The sequence below is a fragment of the Pseudomonas sp. E45-MNA-CIBAN-0222 genome, from assembly GCF_040310405.1.
Taxonomy (GTDB): Bacteria; Pseudomonadota; Gammaproteobacteria; order Pseudomonadales; family Pseudomonadaceae; genus Stutzerimonas; species Stutzerimonas stutzeri_AC.
The window spans coordinates 148542-168578 of record NZ_JBEOPU010000009.1; the positions used below are offsets into that span (position 1 = coordinate 148542).

At 61.4% G+C, this 20037-nt stretch carries 20 protein-coding genes; 11 read left to right on the plus strand and 9 right to left on the minus strand.

Annotation, left to right across the window (positions count from 1 at the left end):
• Positions 1–25: 25 nt before the first annotated feature.
• The 3 genes from AAEZ08_RS15050 to AAEZ08_RS15060 are packed head-to-tail and all read right to left on the minus strand — an operon-like array spanning position 26 to position 2790.
• The gene (locus AAEZ08_RS15050) at positions 26–1231 is read right to left on the minus strand and encodes a tryptophan--tRNA ligase (RefSeq protein WP_500124640.1); all 1206 of its coding nucleotides are present in this window, start codon (positions 1229–1231) and stop codon (positions 26–28) included.
• A gap of 55 nt (positions 1232–1286) precedes the next feature.
• Positions 1287–1910 carry an L-threonylcarbamoyladenylate synthase gene (locus AAEZ08_RS15055; protein WP_003280647.1) on the minus strand — a complete coding sequence of 208 codons (624 nt, stop codon included), beginning with the start codon at positions 1908–1910 and terminating at the stop codon, positions 1287–1289.
• 13 nt (positions 1911–1923) lie between these two features.
• A complete protein-coding gene (locus AAEZ08_RS15060; protein ID WP_003280646.1) occupies positions 1924–2790 on the minus strand; it encodes a PHP domain-containing protein in 867 nt (288 codons plus the stop codon).
• Positions 2791–3202: 412 nt separating this feature from the next.
• Between AAEZ08_RS15060 and AAEZ08_RS15065 the strand changes: the two genes are divergently transcribed.
• From AAEZ08_RS15065 to AAEZ08_RS15085, 5 genes are all read left to right on the plus strand, one after another.
• Entirely contained in the window at positions 3203–3502 is a 300-nt protein-coding gene (locus tag AAEZ08_RS15065) for a YciI family protein (RefSeq protein WP_003280644.1), read from the plus strand.
• A gap of 73 nt (positions 3503–3575) precedes the next feature.
• The gene (locus AAEZ08_RS15070) at positions 3576–3953 is read left to right on the plus strand and encodes a hypothetical protein (RefSeq protein WP_003280643.1); all 378 of its coding nucleotides are present in this window, start codon (positions 3576–3578) and stop codon (positions 3951–3953) included.
• A 14-nt stretch (positions 3954–3967) separates the two neighbouring features.
• Complete coding sequence (locus AAEZ08_RS15075; protein ID WP_003280641.1) at positions 3968–4645, plus strand: response regulator transcription factor; 678 nt, start codon at positions 3968–3970, stop codon at positions 4643–4645.
• Between the two features lie 146 nt (positions 4646–4791).
• Positions 4792–5205: an ATP-binding protein gene (locus AAEZ08_RS15080; protein WP_181066961.1), complete on the plus strand. Its 414-nt coding sequence runs from the start codon at positions 4792–4794 to the stop codon at positions 5203–5205.
• Between the two features lie 93 nt (positions 5206–5298).
• Positions 5299–6645 (plus strand): sensor histidine kinase, encoded by a 1347-nt coding sequence (locus AAEZ08_RS15085; RefSeq protein WP_058064666.1) that lies wholly within the window; start codon positions 5299–5301, stop codon positions 6643–6645.
• Here the strand turns inward: AAEZ08_RS15085 and AAEZ08_RS15090 are convergent.
• Together AAEZ08_RS15090 and AAEZ08_RS15095 are read right to left on the minus strand one after the other, a co-directional pair.
• Positions 6642–7214, minus strand: coding sequence for an NAD(P)H nitroreductase (locus tag AAEZ08_RS15090; RefSeq protein WP_058064667.1), 573 nt, complete (start codon positions 7212–7214; stop codon positions 6642–6644). The two genes, AAEZ08_RS15085 and AAEZ08_RS15090, sit on opposite strands and share 4 nt — an antisense overlap.
• A gap of 103 nt (positions 7215–7317) precedes the next feature.
• A complete protein-coding gene (locus AAEZ08_RS15095; protein ID WP_181066962.1) occupies positions 7318–7689 on the minus strand; it encodes a YkgJ family cysteine cluster protein in 372 nt (123 codons plus the stop codon).
• A 187-nt stretch (positions 7690–7876) separates the two neighbouring features.
• On the opposite strand from AAEZ08_RS15095, the gene AAEZ08_RS15100 reads away from it, so the two are divergent.
• Positions 7877–9328: a TrkH family potassium uptake protein gene (locus tag AAEZ08_RS15100; protein ID WP_003280632.1), complete on the plus strand. Its 1452-nt coding sequence runs from the start codon at positions 7877–7879 to the stop codon at positions 9326–9328.
• A gap of 283 nt (positions 9329–9611) precedes the next feature.
• Here AAEZ08_RS15100 and AAEZ08_RS15105 read toward each other — a convergent pair whose 3' ends face one another.
• Positions 9612–10625 carry an AraC family transcriptional regulator gene (locus AAEZ08_RS15105; RefSeq protein WP_003280631.1) on the minus strand — a complete coding sequence of 338 codons (1014 nt, stop codon included), beginning with the start codon at positions 10623–10625 and terminating at the stop codon, positions 9612–9614.
• A gap of 125 nt (positions 10626–10750) precedes the next feature.
• On the opposite strand from AAEZ08_RS15105, the gene AAEZ08_RS15110 reads away from it, so the two are divergent.
• From AAEZ08_RS15110 to AAEZ08_RS15125, 4 genes are all read left to right on the plus strand, one after another.
• Positions 10751–11068, plus strand: coding sequence for an Mpo1-like protein (locus AAEZ08_RS15110; RefSeq protein WP_058064669.1), 318 nt, complete (start codon positions 10751–10753; stop codon positions 11066–11068).
• 257 nt (positions 11069–11325) lie between these two features.
• Positions 11326–12714 carry an adenylate/guanylate cyclase domain-containing protein gene (locus AAEZ08_RS15115; RefSeq protein WP_003280628.1) on the plus strand — a complete coding sequence of 463 codons (1389 nt, stop codon included), beginning with the start codon at positions 11326–11328 and terminating at the stop codon, positions 12712–12714.
• Between the two features lie 78 nt (positions 12715–12792).
• On the plus strand, positions 12793–13551 hold the full coding sequence (locus AAEZ08_RS15120) for a helix-turn-helix domain-containing protein (protein ID WP_003280626.1): 759 nt from the start codon (positions 12793–12795) through the stop codon (positions 13549–13551).
• A gap of 127 nt (positions 13552–13678) precedes the next feature.
• A complete protein-coding gene (locus AAEZ08_RS15125; protein WP_003280625.1) occupies positions 13679–14557 on the plus strand; it encodes a DMT family transporter in 879 nt (292 codons plus the stop codon).
• Between the two features lie 3 nt (positions 14558–14560).
• Here the strand turns inward: AAEZ08_RS15125 and AAEZ08_RS15130 are convergent, their stop codons facing one another.
• The gene (locus AAEZ08_RS15130) at positions 14561–14842 is read right to left on the minus strand and encodes an Rdx family protein (RefSeq protein ID WP_003280624.1); all 282 of its coding nucleotides are present in this window, start codon (positions 14840–14842) and stop codon (positions 14561–14563) included.
• Positions 14843–14914: 72 nt separating this feature from the next.
• Here AAEZ08_RS15130 and AAEZ08_RS15135 point away from each other — a divergent pair, with 72 nt between their 5' ends.
• On the plus strand, positions 14915–17101 hold the full coding sequence (locus tag AAEZ08_RS15135) for a patatin-like phospholipase family protein (protein WP_500124641.1): 2187 nt from the start codon (positions 14915–14917) through the stop codon (positions 17099–17101).
• 168 nt (positions 17102–17269) lie between these two features.
• Here the strand turns inward: AAEZ08_RS15135 and AAEZ08_RS15140 are convergent, their stop codons facing one another.
• Both AAEZ08_RS15140 and recQ read right to left on the minus strand, forming a co-directional pair.
• Positions 17270–17701, minus strand: coding sequence for a MarR family transcriptional regulator (locus AAEZ08_RS15140; protein ID WP_003280620.1), 432 nt, complete (start codon positions 17699–17701; stop codon positions 17270–17272).
• Positions 17702–17882: 181 nt separating this feature from the next.
• Entirely contained in the window at positions 17883–20006 is a 2124-nt protein-coding gene (gene recQ / locus AAEZ08_RS15145; protein WP_500124642.1) for a DNA helicase RecQ, read from the minus strand.
• Positions 20007–20037 lie beyond the last annotated feature (31 nt).

Consider the following 20037-nt stretch of genomic DNA (forward strand, 5'->3'; position numbering starts at 1 on the left):
ATCCTTGAGGCTGCGCGGGCGACCGTCAGCGGTAATTCAGGCCCATCGCCTGGCGTACTTCGATCAGGGTTTCGCGGGCCTCGTCGCGGGCACGGTCGGCGCCTTCGGCAAGGATGCTGCGGACCAGGTCGGGGTTCTGCTCGTAGTCCAGCGCACGCTCCTGCAATGGCGTCAGATCAGCCTTGATCGAGTCGATCAGAGGCCCCTTGCACTCCAGGCAGCCGATGCCGGCGCGGCGGCAACCCTGCTCGGCCCACTGGCATACGGCTTGTTCGGAGTGCACCAGGTGCATCTGCCACACCGGGCAGCGCGTCGGCTCACCAGGATCGCTGCGGTGCACGCGCGCAGGGTCGGTGGGCATGCGACGGATCTTCTCTTCGATCTCGTTTGGCGTGTCGCGCAGGTAAATGGCGTTGCTGTTGGACTTGGCCATCTTGCCGCCGTCTAAGCCGGATATCTTCGGCGATTCGCCGAGCATCGCCTGAGGCTCGGGCAGCAGCAGTTTGCCGCAGCCTTCCAAGTAGCCGTAAAGCCGCTCCTGGTCGCCGATGGTGATGGTTTGCTGTTCCTTGATGACCGCACGTGCGGTATTCAGCGCCTCGACGTCGCCCTGCTCCTGATAGCTCTTACGCAGGCTGACATAGAGTTTGGAGGTCTTCTTGCCGAGCTTGCGAATCGCCGCTTCGGCCTTGTCCTCGAAATCCGCCTCACGGCCATAGAGGTGATTGAAGCGCCGCGCCACGTCGCGTGCGAATTCGATATGCGGCAGCTGGTCGGCCCCGACCGGGACCAGCCCGGCACGATAGATCAGGATGTCCGCCGCCTGTAGCAGGGGGTAGCCAAGAAAGCCGTAGGTATCCAGATCCTTGTGCTGCAGGTTCTGCTGCAGCTCCTTGTAGGACGGTACTCGCTCCAGCCAACTCAGCGGGCAGATCATCGACAGCAGCAGGTGCAGCTCGGCGTGCTCCGGCACCTGCGACTGGATGAACAGCGTGGCGGAGCTGGGGCTGACGCCAGCTGCCAGCCAGTCCACCGCCATATCCATGATGCTCTGGGAAATTTCGCCGGAGTTTTCGTAGTCCGTCGTCAACGCATGCCAATCGACAATGCAGAAGAAGCACTCATATTCGTGCTGCAGCTTGACCCAGTTCTTCAGTACGCCGTTGTAGTGACCGAGATGAAGCCGGCCACTGGGACGCATGCCGGAAACCACACGTCGCTGTGAATCCATGGAGCTCAAAAGGGTGTCCTTGATTGATGTTGTTTGGGCACGCCGCTATCCAGGCTTAGACCATGAAAGGTGCGGGATCGCCACAGCCGACCCGCACCACCTCAGGCTGATCGTCGACCAGGCTGACCACAGTCGATGCCTCGAGGCCACCGTAACCGCCATCGATGATCAGGTCTACCTGATGCTCCAAAGCGTCACGCATCTCGTATGGGTCGCTCATCGGCAACTCCTCGCCCGGCAGGATCAGGCTGACGCTCATCAGCGGCTCACCCAGCTCCTCCAGCAGCGCCTGGGCAATCGGCTGGGCCGGCACACGCAGGCCAATGGTGCGGCGCTTGGGATGCAGCAGCATGCGCGGCACTTCGCGGGTGGCCGACAGAATAATGGTGTAAGGCCCTGGCAGATGCGCCTTGAGCAAACGGAAGGCAGCGGTATCAACCTTGGCGAACAGGCCCAGCTGCGACAGGTCGCGGCAGGCCAGAGTGAAGTTGTGTTTGTCATCCAGCTGGCGCAGCCTGCGGATGCGCTCGATGCCTGCCTTGTTGCCCATCGAGCAGCCAACGGCATAACTGGAATCAGTCGGGTAAACCACTACCCCGCCCTTGCGGATGATTTCCACGGCCTGCTTGATCAGGCGCGGTTGCGGGTTGTCCGGGTGAATCTGAAAGAACTGGCTCATGGAAACTCCCTGTTCAGCTGGCAGCAGGTATGCGGCGCTCATGATCGAAATGTCTCCAAAGCGGCGACAGGTCCTCCGGCAGGCTGCGGTACAGCCCCAGCTCCGACCAGTCGCCGGGCGCGTGAAAATCACTACCAACGGTCGCCATCAGGCCGAACTCACGCACCAGCGTCGACAGCCCGCCAACCTGTTCCAGCGGCTGCATGCCGTTGACTACCTCCAGCGCGTGGCCACCGGCCTGGGCGAAATCGATGACCAAACGGCGCCGCTTGCTGCGGGTGAAATCGTACTGCCACGGATGCGCAAGGCTGATCCATGCGCCGGACTCGCGCAACGTCTGCACCGTCTGCTCCAGGCTCGGCCAATGCTGTTTCACATCACCGAGCTTGCCGGAACCGAGCCATTTGCGAAACGCTTCGGCACGGTCGCGCACATAACCGGCGCGCACGAGGAAGTCGGCGAAATGCGGACGAGCAGGCGCATTACCACTGTCGCCGAGCTCCTGCTGGATCGCCCGTGCGCCTTCGAGGGCACCCGGCATGCCCTTCGCTTCCAGCCGCTGACCGATGAGCTCGGCGCGGCGCCAGCGGCCATCGTGCAACTGCGCGATAGCCTGCTGCAATGCCGGAGCATCAGCGGTGAAGGCATAACCCAATATATGAATGGTAGCCCCGTTCCACAGGCATGAAAGCTCGATCCCATTGACCAGTTGCATGCCCAGCGCCTGCGCGGTCGTTCGCGCCTCGACGAGGCCGTCGACCGTGTCGTGGTCGGTGAGCGCCAGCATCTCGACGCCGCGTGCATGGGCACGCTCCACCAGCTTGGCCGGCGCCAGCATCCCGTCCGAGGCTGTGCTGTGGCAATGCAGATCGACAATCATCTAGTAACGCACTCCAGTGAGGTGCTGACACCTCGAGAAAAAACCGTGAGACCTGGCGAAAGAAGACCAATCGGTCGCCATCTGGACACCAGGACGCTCAGGTAAAAACGGCCGACTAGTCTAACGCCGCGCCGGAGCTTTGGCTTGCACCGTCGTTTTCGCAAGACTCGCCAGCTGCCGGTGCGCCTGTTTCCGCTGCTGATTCGACCACCGATCCTGGCCGCCGTGCGATGCCTACTGGAGCGAGGGCGAGCGTAGCGCTTCCGCCGCTGGCACCGTTTGCTATGATGGCGCGCCGCGCCGCGAAGGCAGCGGCCACGCGCCATGAAGGCCTCGAACAGGCCGCTTGCAGTGTCGCCACCGGGCTTTCACTTGCGCTTACAGACGCAACCCACGCGAACGAGGAACGACCATGCTGTACGCCGTTATCGCCACCGACGCACCGAATTCCCTACAGGACCGCCTCGCCACCCGCCCGGCCCATCTGGCCCGCCTGGAGCAACTGAAGAACGAAGGCCGGCTGGTCCTGGCCGGGCCGCACCCGGCCATCGACAGCAATGACCCAGGCGAAGCCGGTTTCAGCGGCAGCTTGGTGGTTGCCGAATTCGACTCCCTGGAAGCAGCGCAACAGTGGGCAGACGCAGATCCTTATAAAGCAGCGGGCGTCTACGTGAGCGTGGTGGTCAAGCCCTTCAAGAAAGTGCTGCCCTGAGCCGACACAGCGGGGATAGCGAATCTGCCCGGCCGCTGGGTTCCCACGGCCTTGTTAGGAAATAGGAGTTCCGATGCGTCAACGACCGCTGTCTCTGCTGCTTGCCTTGGCCCTGCTCGCCCCTGCGCTGCACGCCGAGGAAGAGGCGATAGAGCCTCCCTCTGAAATGACCGAGCCCGCTGCCTCCATCGAGTTCGACGAGGTAGAAGTCGCAGTTGAGCCGCAACCTGCGGGTCTGTCTGGCGATACCACCGAAGCACTGCTGCTGCGCTTGCGCGAGGAGAACCGCCGCCTGCGCCTGCAACTGCAAACCGAGCAGGCAAAGGCGCTGCCTGCCCTGCTCAACGAACAGCAACAATGGTTCGCTGTTGGCGGTGCGGTCGGGGTTATCAGTTTCACCCTAGGCCTGCTGGTAACGCGCGGTCGCCGCCGTCGCCAGTGGCTCAACTGAGTGCCAGAGCTGAAATGAGTGAATTACTGCTTATCGACGACGACCAGGAGCTGTGTGAGCTGTTGATCAGCTGGCTCGCGCAGGAAGGCTTCGTCGCCCATGCCTGCCACGATGGCCAGAGCGCGCGGCAGGCACTGGCGCAACACCAGCCGGCGGCCGTCATTCTGGACGTTATGCTGCCCGACGGCAGCGGCCTGGAACTGCTCAAGCAACTGCGCAGCGAGCATCCGGAACTGCCAGTGTTGATGCTCTCGGGCCGCGGCGAACCGCTGGATCGCATTCTTGGTTTGGAGCTCGGCGCCGACGATTACCTGGCCAAGCCCTGTGACCCGCGCGAGCTCACCGCACGCCTGCGCGCCGTGCTGCGCCGCAGCCATCCCGCTACCGTGCCGAGCCAGGTCGAGCTTGGCGACCTTTGTTACAGCTCCGCCCGCGGTATCGCGAGCGTTGGCGGTCACGACGTCAGCCTTACACTGTCCGAAGGACGCATCCTCGAGACGCTGCTCGCGCAACCTGGCGAACCGATCGACAAGCAAACCCTGGCTCAGCACGCGCTGGGGCGCAAACTCACTCTCTATGACCGTAGCCTGGACATGCACGTGAGTAACCTGCGCCGCAAGCTGGGGCCACATGCCGATGGCAGTCCGCGCATCGTCGCGTTGCGCAGCCGCGGCTATCTTTACTCGGTTTAGGGTCTTTACCCAGGCTTTACCCTGGGTTGACCGCCACTGACCTTGCACTGCGTAGACTGAACTCATCCGGTCACAGACCTGCCGCCAGCACCGATCTGGATAGCACGACGGCACGGCCGGTTTCCCTACATAGGAGAGTTTTCACCATGCGCAAATCACTCGTAGCCCTACTGTTCGCCGCAACCCTGCCGACCCTTGCATTCGCGATGCCCGGCGGCATGCACGACGGCCATCACGGTGGCAAGAAGGCCCCGCACATGTTTCAGGAGCTGGACCTGACCAAGGAACAGCAGCGCGAAATGCGTAAGCTGATGGTTCAACAAATGAAGCAGCAGAAGGAAATCACTCAACGCTATCTCGACAAGCTGCCCGAAGCCGAGCGCAAGGCCATGCAGAAGGAACTTGATGCCAGCCGTGAGCAGACTCACCAGAGCATGCGTTCCCAGCTCAAGCCCGAACAGCAGAAAGCCTTCGACGAGAGCGTAAAAAAGATGGAAGAGAAGCGCGCTGAACGTGCTGAATTCCTCAAGTGGAAAGCTGACCGCGATCAGAAGAACTGATCCTCCGGAGCCATCCTGAACCGCCCGGCAGCGCCCGCCTGCCCTTCATGTGAGGGCGCGGAGCTGACCGGGCTTTTGCCGTGGAGAGGACTAGTGCGATCACTGTTCTGGCGCATTCTCGCAACGTTCTGGCTGGCCATCGCACTGGTGGCCGGCCTGGCCATGCTGCTCGGCCACGCGCTGAATCAGGATGCCTGGATTCTCGGTCGTCATCCGGCGCTGCAGGGCCTCGCCGAGACCTGGACCGAGGTCTATGAGCGACAGGGGCCAATTGCCGCGCAACGGCTGCTCGAGCAACACCGCCACCGCTCCCGCGTCGATGTCCAGGTACTGGCTGAAAATGGCCAGCCGATCATCCGTGGCACCTTTTCCGACCGCGCCGCAGCCTTTGAAGCACGCCATCAGAACCGGGAGCGTCATCTACCCTGGCGACGCCTGACTGCTGATTACATCAGCCCCACCAGTGGCGAAACCTATCTGTTCATCTACCGCATCCCGCATCCCGAGCTGCAGGCTTGGCACCGTGGAAGCCTGGCCTGGCCGTTGAGTGCCCTGGGCATAGCGCTGGTAGTACTGACCGGCTTCAGCCTACTACTTACGCTTTCCATTACCCGGCCGCTGGATCGCCTGCGCCGCGCCGTACATGACCTAGGCCAGACGACGTACCAGCAGCAGTCGCTGGCCCGCCTGGCGACGCGTCGCGATGAGCTCGGCGTGCTGGCGAGCGACTTCAACCGCATGGGTGCGCGGCTGCAGGCGCTGATCAGCAGCCAGCGCCAGCTCTTGCGCGATGTATCCCACGAACTGCGCTCACCGCTCGCCCGACTGCGCATAGCACAGGCTCTGGCCGAGCGCGCGACCCCCAGCGAGCGAGAAGTAATCTGGCCGCGACTGGCCAAGGAGTGTGATCGCCTGGAAGCGCTGATCAGTGAAATTCTCGAACTCTCGCGCCTCGACGCCGAACCTGGTGCGGTTACCACCGTGGACTTGCCGTCGATGTTCGAACAGTTGAAGGACAATGCCCGCATCATCTGTCCCGCTCAACATATCGACAGCCGAGTGGAACCAGGCGTACATCTGAGCGGCTGGAGTGAAATGCTCGAGCGTGCGCTGGACAACCTGTTGCGCAACGCCCTGCGTTTCAACCCCGAGGGGATGCCGATCGAACTGAGCGCGCGGCGTGAAGGCCACGAGCTGGTGTTGAGCGTTCGCGACCATGGACCCGGCGTCGCCGATGAGCACCTGCCGCAACTGAGCGAGCCATTCTTCCGTGCTCCCGGGCAGACGGCAGCTGGTCATGGCCTTGGACTGGCCATCGCGCGCCGCGCTGCAGAGCGCCACGGCGGACAACTGCAATTAGCCAACCATCCCGGCGGCGGCTTTATCGCCAGCCTGCGCCTACCGCTATCCGGAGGCCAGCCCGGCGCCGCAGACGCTTAGACGTCTCGCTGACCGCCCCAGCCGCTGACGAATGCCTGCGGCTCAAGCACTGGAGCGACACGCACGCGCCCTTCCGGTGTGCCGACGTACATGAAGCCCAGCAAGCGCTCGTGTTCGCTCAGACCGAGTCCCTTGAGCACATGGGGGTCATAGGAGAAATCGCCGGTGCGCCACACGGCGCCAAGTCCCTGGGCATGGGCGGCCAAGAGCAGACCGTGGGCCGCGCAGGCGGCGGCAAGCACCTGCTCGTGTTCCGGCACCTTCGGATGCGTTTTCACACTGGCAATCACCACGATCAGCATTGGCGCTCGTAGCGGCATGTTTCGCGCTTTCTGCAGCGCCTCCTCCGCAGCATTTGCCTGCCGCGACTGCAATGCACTGGCAAACAGCTCACCAAGCTCGTAGCGCGCAGCGCCCTCGATAGTCAGGAAGCGCCAGGGATGCAGCTGTCCGTGATCCGGGGCACGTAGCGCCGCGCGGAAGAGCAGGTCGAGTTGAGCGGCATCAGGGGCCGGCTCGCACAGGCGAGTGACAGATACGCGATTGAGCAGCAGGTCCAGAGCGTCCATCCATTACCTCCTAAAGGGGTCGGACATTCTAGAGGGTGTTACCGCCTTACCGCGAGTGATGGCGGGTTAGCGGCAACGGCAACACCCGCTGCGATTGCTGTTTTCAGGCTACCCGATCTGGCGAAAGCTGCGGTTGCAGCGGCGGCACCAGCGGTGGCAAACCATGCGCCGCACGTGCTGTGTCGCAATGGGGGTTATGTTCTCCGCGCTCCCAGGACGCCTCGAACTCGCGACAGGCGCTGGAACGCTGCTCATACATGCTGCAGCGCACCCCACACCCCACATCTCCCAACAGCCCCACGCAACGAGATGGCTTGCTGTCCGTGCCGAGCATGGCCACATGGAAGGGCGAAACTTGAACCGTCAGATGGTCGGGGACCACCCCCCCGGCTGACACGCATTCACCAAAATAGAAGGACACACGAAAGTACGCGCAGCAAGCGCCGCACGTGAGGCAGGGATTGTCGATGGACATGGCAGGTGAACACCCAGAAACCGGAATGGGCCGGCGCCCGGGCGGCTATTCTATTCATGGCAACGGCCTTGGGAAGGGGCTGCAAGCTGGCATCGAAAACATTTTTCCAACGAGCCGCGCAGCGGTTTACTGCCACCGAGACACGAGTAGAATGTCGGCCCTCTTCCACCGTGCCGAGCACCTCTACATGGCCCTGCCGACGCTGCGCATCATCGGTTTCATTCTCGGCATATTCCTGATTACCCTGGCCGTCAGCATGATCATTCCGATGCTCACGCTGCTGGCATTCGAACGCACCGATGATCTGCAGGCGTTCATCTGGTCGAGCCTGATCACCTTTTCCTGCGGCTTCGCGCTGGTCGCCCCAGGACGGCCAGCCAATACCAATCTGCGACCGCGAGACATGTACTTCCTGACGACCCTGAGCTGGGTAGCGGTGTGCTGTTTCGCCGCCCTGCCGCTGATGTTGACCCAGCACATCAGCTATTCCGACGCCTTCTTCGAAACCATGTCCGGCATCACCACCACCGGCGCCACGGTGCTCTCGGGGCTGGACAACCTGTCGCCAGGCCTGCTCATGTGGCGATCACTGCTTCATTGGCTAGGCGGTATCGGCTTTATCGGCATGGCGATCGCCATTCTCCCGCTGCTGCGGGTCGGCGGGATGCGGCTGTTCCAGACCGAATCCTCCGACTGGTCGGAAAAGGTCATGCCACGCTCTCACGTTGCCGGCCGATATCTTATTACTATCTATGCGGTTTTCACCCTGGCAGCGTTCGTTGCCTTCCTGCTGACAGGCATGAGCTCGTTCGATGCGATCAACCACGCGATGTCTACCGTGGCAACCGGCGGCTTTTCAACTTCTGATGCGTCGATGGGCAAGTTCGGTCCGTCAGCCCATTGGGTCGCGGTCTTCTTCATGCTGCTCGGCAGCCTGCCGTTTACCCTTTACGTGATGACGTTGCGCGGCAACCGCACGGCCCTGTTCAGAGATCAGCAAGTACGTGGCTTTGTAGTGATGCTGACGGTTACCAGCCTGCTGTTCAGCGGCTGGTATTGGTTGAACAATGAAATCCCAATGTTGGATGCGTTGCGCGTTGTCACCTTCAGCGTGGTTTCCGTAGTGACCACTACTGGATTCGCCGTCGACGATTACACTCAGTGGGGCGGATTCGCCGTCATGGTGTTCTTCTACCTGACCTTCGTAGGAGGCTGTTCAGGCTCGACGTCGGGCGGCCTGAAGATGTTCCGCTTTCAAGTGGCCTACTCGCTGCTGCGCGCCAACTTCAAGCAGCTGATTCACCCACGTGCGGTGATTCGCCAACAATACAACGGCCATAATCTCGACGAAGAAATCGTCCGCTCGATTCTCACTTTCTCCTTCTTCATCACCATGACCATCGGCGTGCTGGCGCTATGTCTGGCGCTACTAGGGCTCGATCCGATCACCGCGCTCACCGGCGCTGCGACCGCCGTGTGCAACGTCGGCCCAGGGTTGGGTGAGATCATCGGCCCAGCGGGCAATTTCTCAACATTGCCCGATGCGGCCAAATGGCTGCTATCGATAGGCATGCTGCTCGGCCGCTTGGAAATCATCACCGTGCTGGTGTTGCTGACCCCTGCCTTCTGGCGGCATTGATCAGGCGGCGGCTCGGACTACCGCCTGAATAGCCGGCTACCAGCGCCACACCGGCACGCCAAACGTAGCGCCAGCACACCGCCAAGCCCCGCTACCACGTTGGGCGCCCCTAGGGGCTGCTCTTAAGCACACCTTTCGTACGCAGTACATTGGTGGGCTGAAGCCCACCCTACACTCTTGCAGAATGACGGCTGGCAGCTGTTACCTAGGTAGATGGGAGCACATGCTTCGTGCCCGGTTGTCGCTGCTGCCGTGCTGCAGCTACGCGGACACATACCGACATCTACGGACGGGACCGCGTCGCCAGGCGGTATTCACCGGGCGTCACGCCAAACCAGCGTTTGAATGCGCGATAGAAATTGCTCGGATCGGCAAAACCGAGCAGGTAGGCGATCTCCAACGGTGCAAGATTGGGCTGGGCGAGGTATTGCTCTGCCAGATCGCGTCGTGTGTCATCGAGCAATTGCTGAAAGCTGCTGCCTTCATCATGCAGGCGCCGCTGCAGCGTGCGCTCCGAAAGACACAGCGCTTGCGCCACTGTTTCGCGCCTGGGCTCGCCTTGAGGCAGCAGCCGGCAAAGAATCTGACGCGCACGATGCATGACCCGGGTATCGGCGAAGCGCGCCAGATAGTCACCCGCGAAACGATCATGCAACTGCGCAAGTGCTTCATTGGCTGTCGGCAAGGGCATTTCTACGTCGCTGCGACTGAACAGCAGCGCGTAGCGCGGCGCCTCGAACCGCAGCGGGGCTTGGAATAGACGCTGGTAAGGCTCCAGATCCCGCGGCGCACAGCCCTGGAAACTCACTTCCAAAGGCTGCAACACCGTTCCGGTCAGCCAGCGACAGAAGGTCAAGCAGCCGGCGAGCGAACCTTCCGCGCTTTGCCGGGCCGGCGGGAGACGATCACCGTGGATCACCAAGCTAAGTCGATAACCTTGCGAACATTCCTGAAAATCAAGGTCGGCACCCTCGGCAATGATCCGCTGGTAACGCACCAGCCTGGCAAAACCCTCCTTGAGATTACGGCTGGACATCAGCGCATAACCGACCACATTCAGCGCCGCCGGCCTCACCTGCCGCGCCATGTCCAAACCGATTGCCGGATTGCCGGAAACCGCGACGGCGCGCTGCCATAGGCGCGTCATATCGTCCTGAGCGAAGCGAGCCTCGGCGTCATTCAGCGCCATGTAATCCAGGCTCAGCTCGTTGAACAGCTGGCGGCAGTCGATCCCTGCAGACTCGAGAGCCTGGACGATTCCCTGCGCCCAACTAGAGGAAGTGGTGCGTTCGGTCATGTTGCTTCTTGTTCTACGGATGGTCGGGCGGCTGCGTCCAAGGCTACTAAACTGGCCCTGATTGTCACTGACTCACAAGCCGCTGGATGACTAAGCTGTGCGACGACAATAACAGGAGGTACGCCATGAGTACGCAAACCGCCGAACGCTTCTCCCGCTTTGCCGATTTTTACCCGTTCTATCTTGCCGAGCACAGCAATCGAGCCTGTCGTCGACTGCATTTCATGGGCAGCTTGCTGGTCCTGATCATTCTTGGTTACGCACTGGTATCCCAGAAGTGGGTTTGGTTACTCGCCATGCCCTTGGTGGGTTACGGCTTTGCATGGATCGGCCATTTCGTATTCGAGAAGAATCGGCCTGCCACGTTTCAGTACCCGCTCTACAGCTTTCTCGGCGACTGGGTAATGTTCAAGGACATGCTGACCAGGCGTATCCCGCTCTAAATGCGACGGCACCGACATATCCGACCGATGCGTCACTGTTTTCGAACTGTGATTTGGCGATGAGGTGTCGCTTGGTTATGATCAGTCAGCTGCTGCTAGGGCGGCCTCCGCCGAGCCGCCCTAGCAGCCGCAAGACTGCCCCTGAAGCGCTTGATCCGTTCGTCGTTTGCAGAGTGACGAGTCCGCCAAGCACGGCGTCAGTCTGCTAGGCGCACGGAAAAAAGGCGTCGACAAACCATCAGGAACCGTACACATACATGACTTCCACCACGGCTGAGCGCCGCAATGGCCTCGCCACTCGTCCGTTGCGCGAGTATTACTCCCGAGTAATTGCGTACCTGACTTGCGCCGCCACGCTTGCGGCAGGCACCTACACCCATTATTTCTCGATGGACCTGCTATGGATGGTGCCGTACGCCCTGCTCTATCCGCATCTGGCCTATCACCTGAGCTATCGATTCAAGCGCGATCATCCAGAACGCACCTCGCAAACCCTGCTTTGTCTGGACGCTCTGAATGCAGGCGCCGGCATCCTGCTACTCGGCTTTTCTATCGTGCCCAGCCTGATGTTCCTACTTACGCTCGCCTTTAGCGCGCTGGTGAGCGGTAGCCTGCGCAATCTGGCATTGGCCATGGCGTGCGTTGCAGTGGGCATTGGCTTGGCGTATCTGGTAGCGCCGCTGGAATATCAGGGCACCACCCCCCCACTGGTTTCGCTCGCCAGCATCTTGTTCACCAGCTTCTACGTCTGCGCTACGGCTTACTTCGTTCACCAGCAGGGCCAACGGCTGGCCCAGGCCCGCAAGGAAATCGAAACAGAGCAAGCCAAAGCTGCCCGCCTGGCCCGTAATCTTGCCAAGTATCTTTCACCGCAAGTGTGGGAGTCGATATTCACCGGCAAGCGCAGCGTTCGGCTGGAAACACAGCGCAAGCGGCTGACGGTGTTCTTTTCCGATATCAAGGGTTTCACCGAACTGGCCGAAGAACTGGAAGCCGAAGCCCTCACCGACCTGCTCAACAACTATCTGAACGAAATGTCGAAGATCGCCCTCAAGTACGGCGGCACTATCGACAAGTTCGTCGGCGACTGCGTGATGGTGTTCTTTGGCGACCCTTCCAGTCAGGGTGCCAAGAAAGACGCAGTGGCGGCGGTGTCCATGGCCATCGCCATGCGCAAGCACATGAAAGTACTGCGCCAGCAATGGCGCGCGCAGGGCATTACCAAACCCATGGAAATCCGCATGGGCATCAACACCGGCTACTGCACAGTGGGCAACTTCGGTGCCGATACGCGAATGGACTACACCATCATCGGCCGCGAAGTGAACCTGGCCAGTCGCCTGGAAAGCTCAGCCGAGGCTAGCGAGATTCTGATTTCCCATGAAACCTATTCGTTGATCAAGGACGTGATCATGTGTCGCGACAAGGGGCAGATTCCTGTCAAGGGCTTCTCGCGGCCGGTGCAGATCTATCAGGTTGTGGACTTCCGCCGCGACCTTGGCGCCACCTGCAGTTTCCTGGAGCACGAGCTGCCCGGCTTCTCCATGTACCTTGACACCAACGGCGTGCAGAATTTCGACAAGGAACGCGTAATCCAGGCTCTGCAGCAAGCCGCTGAGAAACTACGCGACAAGGTCATCCTCTGATTTTCTGATCGCTGGCGGCCAGCCGTCGACTACCCGAACCTGGCCCAGCCAGCGGGCCTGCTTCGGGACAGCCGCAAAATGCTAACGCTGCGCAACTACCATCACGAACTCATCGCCCATAGCCACGAACACCCACAACTGGTGTTTGGCCTGAAAGGGCTTCTGGAATTCGAGATTGCCGGGCGCGGCAGCCGCGTCGGCGAGCAGAGTCTCGCAGTGATTCCGTCCGCCACGCACCATACCTGCGCCAGTGTTGCCGGCAGCCACTGCCTGGTGCTCGATCTCCCGTCCGAGAACTGGGTTCGCCAGCGTCTGGGCCACCACACCGAGCCCAGCCTGCGTCTGATCGATCGACCGGATACCGTGCGCCTGAGCGCAAGCCAGCAGAGCCTGGTCGCCTGGCTGGCGCACAGCCCGATCAATGATCCATTGATCGCCGAACAGGGCGCGGTGTTACTGCTGGCCAGTCTGGCAAATGGACAACAAATCCAGCACGGCCAGCACGCGCTGCCAGTCGCCGCCATCGACGCTTTCATCGATCAGCACTTATCTCATCCGCTTCAGGTTGCCGATCTGGCGCGTATCGCCGGGTTATCGGTAGCAGGCCTGCATGCGCGCTTTCTTCGCGAGATAGGTCGAACGCCGATGGAGTATGTGCGCCAGCGGCGCTTGCAGCGTGCCGAAGCGCTGTTGCACGACACCCGCCTGCCAATCGGCGAGATCGCCGCGCAGGTGGGTTATGCCTCGCAAAGCGCCTTCACCGCCGCACTGGTTCGCGCACGTGGATGCTCGCCGCGCACGCTACGCCGCGAGTTGCGCGACAAAACTGATGACTGACGCGACAGACACACGCCCTGCGACGGCCTAGCATGGCCCGGATTCGCAAGGTTCAGGTAACCATGACCCCACACGCTTATTCCCGCACCGCTGCACGCATGCGCCACCCGCTCAGATCGACCGCCCAATGACGCCGCGTAATGCCCTGTTGGCCATCCACCTCGGTGCGCTGATGTTCGGCCTGTCCGGTGTGCTCGGCAAATTGGCGGAAAGCTCGGCACTGATCATCACCTTTGGTCGAGCGCTGTTCGCCGTGCTGGCCCTGCTGCTGGTGGCGCAGTTGTTGCGGCCCAGCGGCGCAACCCCAAACTGGCGGCAGCGTGGCGGCCTTGCCTTGGGCGGACTGTTACTGGGTGCGCACTGGCTGACGTTCTTCATCGCGGTGAAGATCGCCGGCGTCGGCATTGCAACCCTGGGCTTTGCCAGCTTCCCCGCGTTTACCGTGCTGCTCGAGGGCCTGCTGTTCCGCGAACGCACCCGCGCCATCGAGTTCGCCATGGTCGGGCTGGTCTGTGCCGGCCTGCTGCTGGTTGCTCCGGCATTCGACCTCAACAGCGGCCCGACCACCGGCCTGCTCTATGGCGTGCTGTCAGGTCTGCTCTTCGCCCTGCTGTCGCTGCTCAACCGCGCCGTCACCCGCGGCCTCGATCCGGTTCGATCGGCTCTATGGCAGAACCTGGCGATCCTCGCCGGCCTGCTGCCATTCAGCTGGTCGGCGATCCCCGCGATACCGGCGCAGGACTGGCTTTGGCTGGCACTGCTAGGCGTGCTCTGCACAGGGCTGGCGCACAGCCTGTTCGTGGCCAGTCTGCGGGTGCTGAAAGCACGCACGACCTCGGTGATCTTTGCTCTCGAGCCCGTCTACGGCATCGCCTTCGCGTGGTGGCTGTTCAATGAGCAGCCAACACTGCGCATGCTGCTCGGCGGTGCCTTGATCATCATCGCGAGCGTGGTTACCAGCCGCCTGAAAAGCCCGTCAACCGCCGCCGCCAAACCCACCAACTGACACTTAGCGGTCGTTATGCCCCAATGAGCGCTGCGGATCGATGCAGTCCCGCACGCGCTGCTTGAGCTCCTTGGCCTCGGGAAAGCCACCATCGTTCTTTCGTTCCCATATCTGCACGCCGTCGCAGCTGATATGGAAGGTTCCGCCAGTGGCGGGCACCAGGCAAACGCGCCCCAAATCATCGGCGAAGGTCGACAGCAACTCCTGAGCGAGCCAGGCAGCTCGCAGCAGCCACTGGCACTGGGTGCAATAGGTGATGACAATTTCCGGCTTGGCTGAGGTCATACGTGGCGTCTCCGACAGGGTCACAGCGGCCTATAATAGCCGCCTTCCGCCACGTACTTCCTTGGTTCAGCCATGCGCCGCGTTTTGATTTCCATGCTGTTTTTGCTTGCCATGCCAATGGTTGTTGCACAACCGGCTCAGCCAAAGACCGGGCTAGTCCTATCTGGAGGCGCAGCGCGCGGGCTGGCACACGTTGGCGTGCTCAAGGCACTGGAGGAGCAAGGTGTACGCATCGACGCCATCGCCGGCACCAGCATGGGTGCCGTGGTTGGCGGGTTGTACGCTGCGGGGTACAGCGTCGCCGAGCTTGAACGCCTTGCACTGACGCTAGATTGGCAACAGGTACTCTCCGATGACCCGCCACGCCAGGACATTCCCTATCGACGCAAACAGGATGATCGCGACTTCCTGATCAAGCAGAAGCTCAGCTTCCGCGACGACGGCAGCCTTGGCCTCCCCCTGGGGGTGATTCAAGGCCAGAATCTCGCCCTGCTGCTCGAGCGCCTGCTGGTACATGCCAGCGACACCCGCGACTTCGATCAGCTGCCGATTCCCTTCCGTGCCGTGGCCACAGACATCGCCAACGACGAAAAAGTAATCTTTCGCCGCGGCCACCTGCCTCAGGTTATCCGTGCCAGCATGTCGATTCCGGCCGTATTCGCGCCAGTGGAGCTGGATGGCCGCCTGCTGGTCGATGGCGGCATGGTCGATAACATCCCGATGGACGTGGCCCGCGATATGGGCGTCGACCGCCTGATCGTGGTGGACATCGGCACCCCGCTCAAGCCACGCAAGGAGTTATTGACCGTCGTCGATGTGCTCAACCAGACCACCACCATGATGACCCGCCGCAACTCCGAGGCCCAGTTGGCCACGTTGCAGCCGCAGGATCTCCTGATCCAGCCGCCGTTGGCCACATACGGCTCCACCGACTTCGACCGTGCCGAGCAACTGGTCGACGCCGGCTATCGCGCCACGCTTGCACTGGAGGGTCGTCTGGCCGACATGCGAACTACGAGTGGCGGCAACCCGGCCCTGAGCCTGGCGCGCTCCAGAGACCCGCGCACACCGATGATCACAGCGATAGAGGTAGAGAACGACTCCAAAGTCAGCGATGCAGTGATCCGCCGGCATATTCGCCAGGAGCTGGGCGCTCCGCTGGACCTGGAGCATCTGCAGAAGGACATGGGCACGCTCTACGGTCTGGATTACTTCGAGCGTGTCGAATATCGGGTCCAGCGTGGTGAGCTCGGCAATACGCTCATCATTAGTGCCCGCGAGAAGCGTACCGGCACCGATTACCTGCGCCTTGGGCTGAGCCTCTCGGACGACTTTCGCGGGGACAGCGTCTTCAACCTGGGCGCCAGCTATCGCAAGAACGGCATAAACGAGTTGGGCGCCGAATGGCTCACACGCCTGCAGTTGGGTGATCGCCAGGAGCTATACAGCGAGTTCTATCAACCGCTCGATGCCGGGTCACGCTGGTTCATCGCGCCCAACCTGTTTCTCGAGGCCCAGAACGTCGAGTCCATTCTCGACAACGACCCGATCGCTGAATATCGCCTGCAGCGCTACGGTTACGGGCTGAACGTAGGACGGCAGATCGCCAACAATGGCGAGATCCGTTTCGGAGTCGGTCAGGCCTGGGGCGAGGCGGACGTGCGAATCGGCGAGCGTGACCTACCGGATTTCAGCTTCACCGAGGGCTATTACGAGCTGCAGTATTCCTTCGATACGTTGGACAACGTCGACTTCCCGCGCGAAGGCGAGGACATTCGCCTGACTCTGCGTCAGTACGACCCGACGCTCAGTTCGGACCAGCGCTACCGGCAGTGGAACATCAAGCTGGACAAGGCGCTCAGTCACGACGCCAATACCTGGGTATTGGGCGGGCGCTATGGACGCACGATGGACGATGCAGAAGTCGTGACCTCAAGCTTTCTGCTTGGCGGTGCCCGCCAGCTTTCGGGCTTCCGCCAGGACGCATTGGCAGGCCAGAACATCAGCCTGGCTCGTATGGTGTACTACCGCCGCATGACGCAGCGGTCATTTCTGCCGTTGTCATTCCCGGTCTATCTGGGTGGGTCGCTTGAGCGCGGTCGCGCCTGGAACAACGACAATGACTTCGACAGCGGCTACATAAATGCCGCCAGCATCTTCCTCGGGTACGACACGCCGTTAGGTCCGCTGAACTTCGGATATGGCGTCAATGACGAGGACGAACAAGCGCTGTACATGAATCTGGGTCGTAGCTTCTAAAGCAAACCTAAGGCACATCAGCCCAGACGCTGCGGGAAACAGCCCAAACCCTGCGCGGGTCAGGCCTGTAACGCAATGGGCCGCTGATCTGTAAAAGACAGGCGCCTGCCCTATTTGAATGCACTCACAGCACCTAGGGGGCAGAAAGCACGCACTTGCTTCAGCTAATCAACGCTTATCCAGATTGGCGAGAATGCGCGCATGCACCTGCTGGCATTTGCGCAAATCCTCTTCGTCGATGCCGGCGAAGGCGTCATGCCGGACCTGCGTGGAAATGGCCTCGATCTTCTCGATCAGCGGCAATGCCGGAGCACCGAGGGAAATGCGCTTGGCCCGACGATCTTCGGCCGAAGCTTTACGATGCACCAGCCCCTGCGCCTCAAGGCTGTCCAGCAGGCGGGCCAGGGTCGGCCCTTCTACCGCAACGCTTTGCGCCAGCTCCCGTTGTGTGGGCTCATGGTCGAACCGGGCGAGGTGTAAAAGCACCAGCCAACGCGCCTGTGACAATCCGAGATCGGCTAAACGTCGATCCAGTTCCGCGCGCCAGCCACGCGAGAGTTGCGCCAATTGCATGGCAAAACGATGTTGCTCGGCGTACATGTACGGCCATTCCTGCAAAAACTAATTATTAGTGAGCTAACCACAGCTCTGAAAGGCAGGCAAGACGACCTTAGACCGTTGATAGGGCGGCAAAAGGCGTAATGATGGCATCGCCAAAGCTCAAGAGGCTGTCAGGCAGCCCCGGCGCGGCCTCCATAATGGGAGGCCAATATGCACCTGGTTACAATTCGAACTCGACCTGCAGGGCTGCACGCACGCAATAGAGCACCTGCTCTGATACACGACCGGCAAACTGCTCCGCCACAGCACTCACGGGCGGCAACTCGCCTTCGCCGTCCAGAAACGCCTCCTGAATCTCCCCAAGCATATCCTCAGGCAGGTCCAGCGCTTGCTCCAGGCTTAGCTGCTGCAACCCGATTGCCTCGGCGAGCATGGTGTAAACGTTTTTCTCGCTGCAATCGAGTTGACGAGCGATCTGTGCGGGCGTCATGCCGGAGCGCGCAAGGGTGATCAGTTCATGACGCAGATCGGCAGGCGATTTGGCCGCAGCTACATTGCCCTGTAGTACTTCCAGAAATGCCTGGCCGTATCGCTCCAGCTTGCGTGCCCCTACCCCACTGATGGAGGCCATGTCCGACAGCGACGCTGGCTGGCTACGCAGCATCTCCAGCAGTGTGGCGTCAGGGAAAATCACATACGGCGGTACGCTGTGCTCCTCCGCCAACTTGCGGCGTAGTGCGCGCAGCGCTTCCCAGGTCTCACGTTCTTCGCTGCGCACCAGCTGACTGGCAGCGCTGGCGGCGGGCTTTGCGGTCTTGCTGGCCAATTCGCGACGCAACTCTAGGGTCACCTCTCCGCGCAGCAACGGGCGGCAACTGTCGCTCAGACGCAACCCGCCAAAGCCTTCGAGATCGACATCAGCCAGCCCCCTGGCCACCAACTGACGGAAAAGTGACCGCCACTCCGGCTCCGTAAGCGCTTTGCCGACACCAAATACAGACAGATGCTGATGGCCAAGGCCGCGCACCTTGTCGTTATCGCGTCCCAGCAGAACATCGACCAGATGCCCCACCCCATAGCGCTGTCCGCTGCGATAAATGGCCGAGAGCGCCTGACGCGCCGGTTCGGTGGCATCCCAGGTCTGAACGCCATCCACACAGTTGTCGCAATGACCACAGGGGTTGGGCAGCTCTTCATCGAAGTAGGCGAGCAGTACCTGCCGGCGGCAGCGAGTCTCCTCACACAGCGCCAGCATCGCATCGAGCTTGTGCTGCTCGACCCGTTTATGGCGCTCGTCGCCTTCGGAGTTATTGAGCATCTGCTTGAGGAAGATCACATCCTGCAGACCGTAGGCCATCCAGGCGTCGGCCGGCAATCCGTCGCGCCCTGCTCGCCCGGTTTCCTGATAGTAAGCCTCCAGGGATTTGGGCAGATCCAGGTGTGCGACGAAGCGTACGTTGGGCTTATCGATACCCATGCCAAAGGCAATGGTCGCCACCATTATCAGCCCTTCCTCGTTGAGGAACCGCTTCTGATGGTAGGCACGCAGCTCGCTGGGCAAGCCTGCGTGATAAGGCAGCGCCGGGAAGCCCTGCTCGGTCAGAAACGCGGCCAGGTCATCGACCTTCTTGCGCGACATGCAGTAAACGATACCGGCGTCGCCGCGTCGCTCGGCAAGGAAGCCCAGCAACTGCTTGCGTGGCTGCTCCTTGGGCACGATTCGATAGAATATGTTCGGGCGATCAAAGCTGGAGAGGAAGCGCTCGGCATTCTCCAAATGCAGGCGCTGAACGATCTCTTCCCGAGTGCGCTTGTCCGCGGTCGCCGTCAGGGCAACACGCGGCACTCCGGGGAATAACTCGGCAAGCTGGCCGAGCTGCATGTACTCAGGGCGGAAGTCGTGCCCCCACTGGGAGACGCAGTGGGCTTCGTCGATGGCGAATAAGGCGATATCTAGCCTTTGCAGGAACGCCAGCATACGCGGCTGGACCAGCCGCTCCGGCGCCAGGTAGAGCATCTTGATCTCGTTGCGGCGGATACGCTCGGCGATGTCACGCTGCTCGTCGGCGCCTAGCGTCGAATTGAGTGCCACGGCCGAAACGCCCAGCTCGTCGAGGGTCGCCACCTGATCGTCCATCAGCGCGATCAGCGGTGACACCACCACCGCAAGCCCTTCGCGCAAAAGCGCTGGAACCTGGTAGCACAGCGACTTGCCGCCACCGGTCGGCATCAGAACGAGCGCATCGCCGCCACTGCCGACACGCTCGATGATCGCGCCTTGGTTACCACGAAACGCGTCGTAGCCAAATACGTCTTTGAGGATGCGCTGTGCCTGGTCGAGCATGCCGGTCTCCGAAACAAGGCGCGCAGTATAC

Coding starts and splice junctions, on each gene's coding strand:
- AAEZ08_RS15050 (WP_500124640.1), bottom strand. CDS start 1,231: ATGGATTCACAGCGACGTGTGGTTTCCGGCATGCGTCCCAGTGGCCGG.
- AAEZ08_RS15055 (WP_003280647.1), bottom strand. CDS start 1,910: ATGAGCCAGTTCTTTCAGATTCACCCGGACAACCCGCAACCGCGCCTG.
- AAEZ08_RS15060 (WP_003280646.1), bottom strand. CDS start 2,790: ATGATTGTCGATCTGCATTGCCACAGCACAGCCTCGGACGGGATGCTG.
- AAEZ08_RS15065 (WP_003280644.1), top strand. CDS start 3,203: ATGCTGTACGCCGTTATCGCCACCGACGCACCGAATTCCCTACAGGAC.
- AAEZ08_RS15070 (WP_003280643.1), top strand. CDS start 3,576: ATGCGTCAACGACCGCTGTCTCTGCTGCTTGCCTTGGCCCTGCTCGCC.
- AAEZ08_RS15075 (WP_003280641.1), top strand. CDS start 3,968: ATGAGTGAATTACTGCTTATCGACGACGACCAGGAGCTGTGTGAGCTG.
- AAEZ08_RS15080 (WP_181066961.1), top strand. CDS start 4,792: ATGCGCAAATCACTCGTAGCCCTACTGTTCGCCGCAACCCTGCCGACC.
- AAEZ08_RS15090 (WP_058064667.1), bottom strand. CDS start 7,214: ATGGACGCTCTGGACCTGCTGCTCAATCGCGTATCTGTCACTCGCCTG.
- AAEZ08_RS15095 (WP_181066962.1), bottom strand. CDS start 7,689: ATGTCCATCGACAATCCCTGCCTCACGTGCGGCGCTTGCTGCGCGTAC.
- AAEZ08_RS15100 (WP_003280632.1), top strand. CDS start 7,877: ATGGCCCTGCCGACGCTGCGCATCATCGGTTTCATTCTCGGCATATTC.
- AAEZ08_RS15105 (WP_003280631.1), bottom strand. CDS start 10,625: ATGACCGAACGCACCACTTCCTCTAGTTGGGCGCAGGGAATCGTCCAG.
- AAEZ08_RS15110 (WP_058064669.1), top strand. CDS start 10,751: ATGAGTACGCAAACCGCCGAACGCTTCTCCCGCTTTGCCGATTTTTAC.
- AAEZ08_RS15115 (WP_003280628.1), top strand. CDS start 11,326: ATGACTTCCACCACGGCTGAGCGCCGCAATGGCCTCGCCACTCGTCCG.
- AAEZ08_RS15120 (WP_003280626.1), top strand. CDS start 12,793: ATGCTAACGCTGCGCAACTACCATCACGAACTCATCGCCCATAGCCAC.
- AAEZ08_RS15125 (WP_003280625.1), top strand. CDS start 13,679: ATGACGCCGCGTAATGCCCTGTTGGCCATCCACCTCGGTGCGCTGATG.
- AAEZ08_RS15130 (WP_003280624.1), bottom strand. CDS start 14,842: ATGACCTCAGCCAAGCCGGAAATTGTCATCACCTATTGCACCCAGTGC.
- AAEZ08_RS15135 (WP_500124641.1), top strand. CDS start 14,915: ATGCGCCGCGTTTTGATTTCCATGCTGTTTTTGCTTGCCATGCCAATG.
- AAEZ08_RS15140 (WP_003280620.1), bottom strand. CDS start 17,701: ATGTACGCCGAGCAACATCGTTTTGCCATGCAATTGGCGCAACTCTCG.
- recQ (WP_500124642.1), bottom strand. CDS start 20,006: ATGCTCGACCAGGCACAGCGCATCCTCAAAGACGTATTTGGCTACGAC.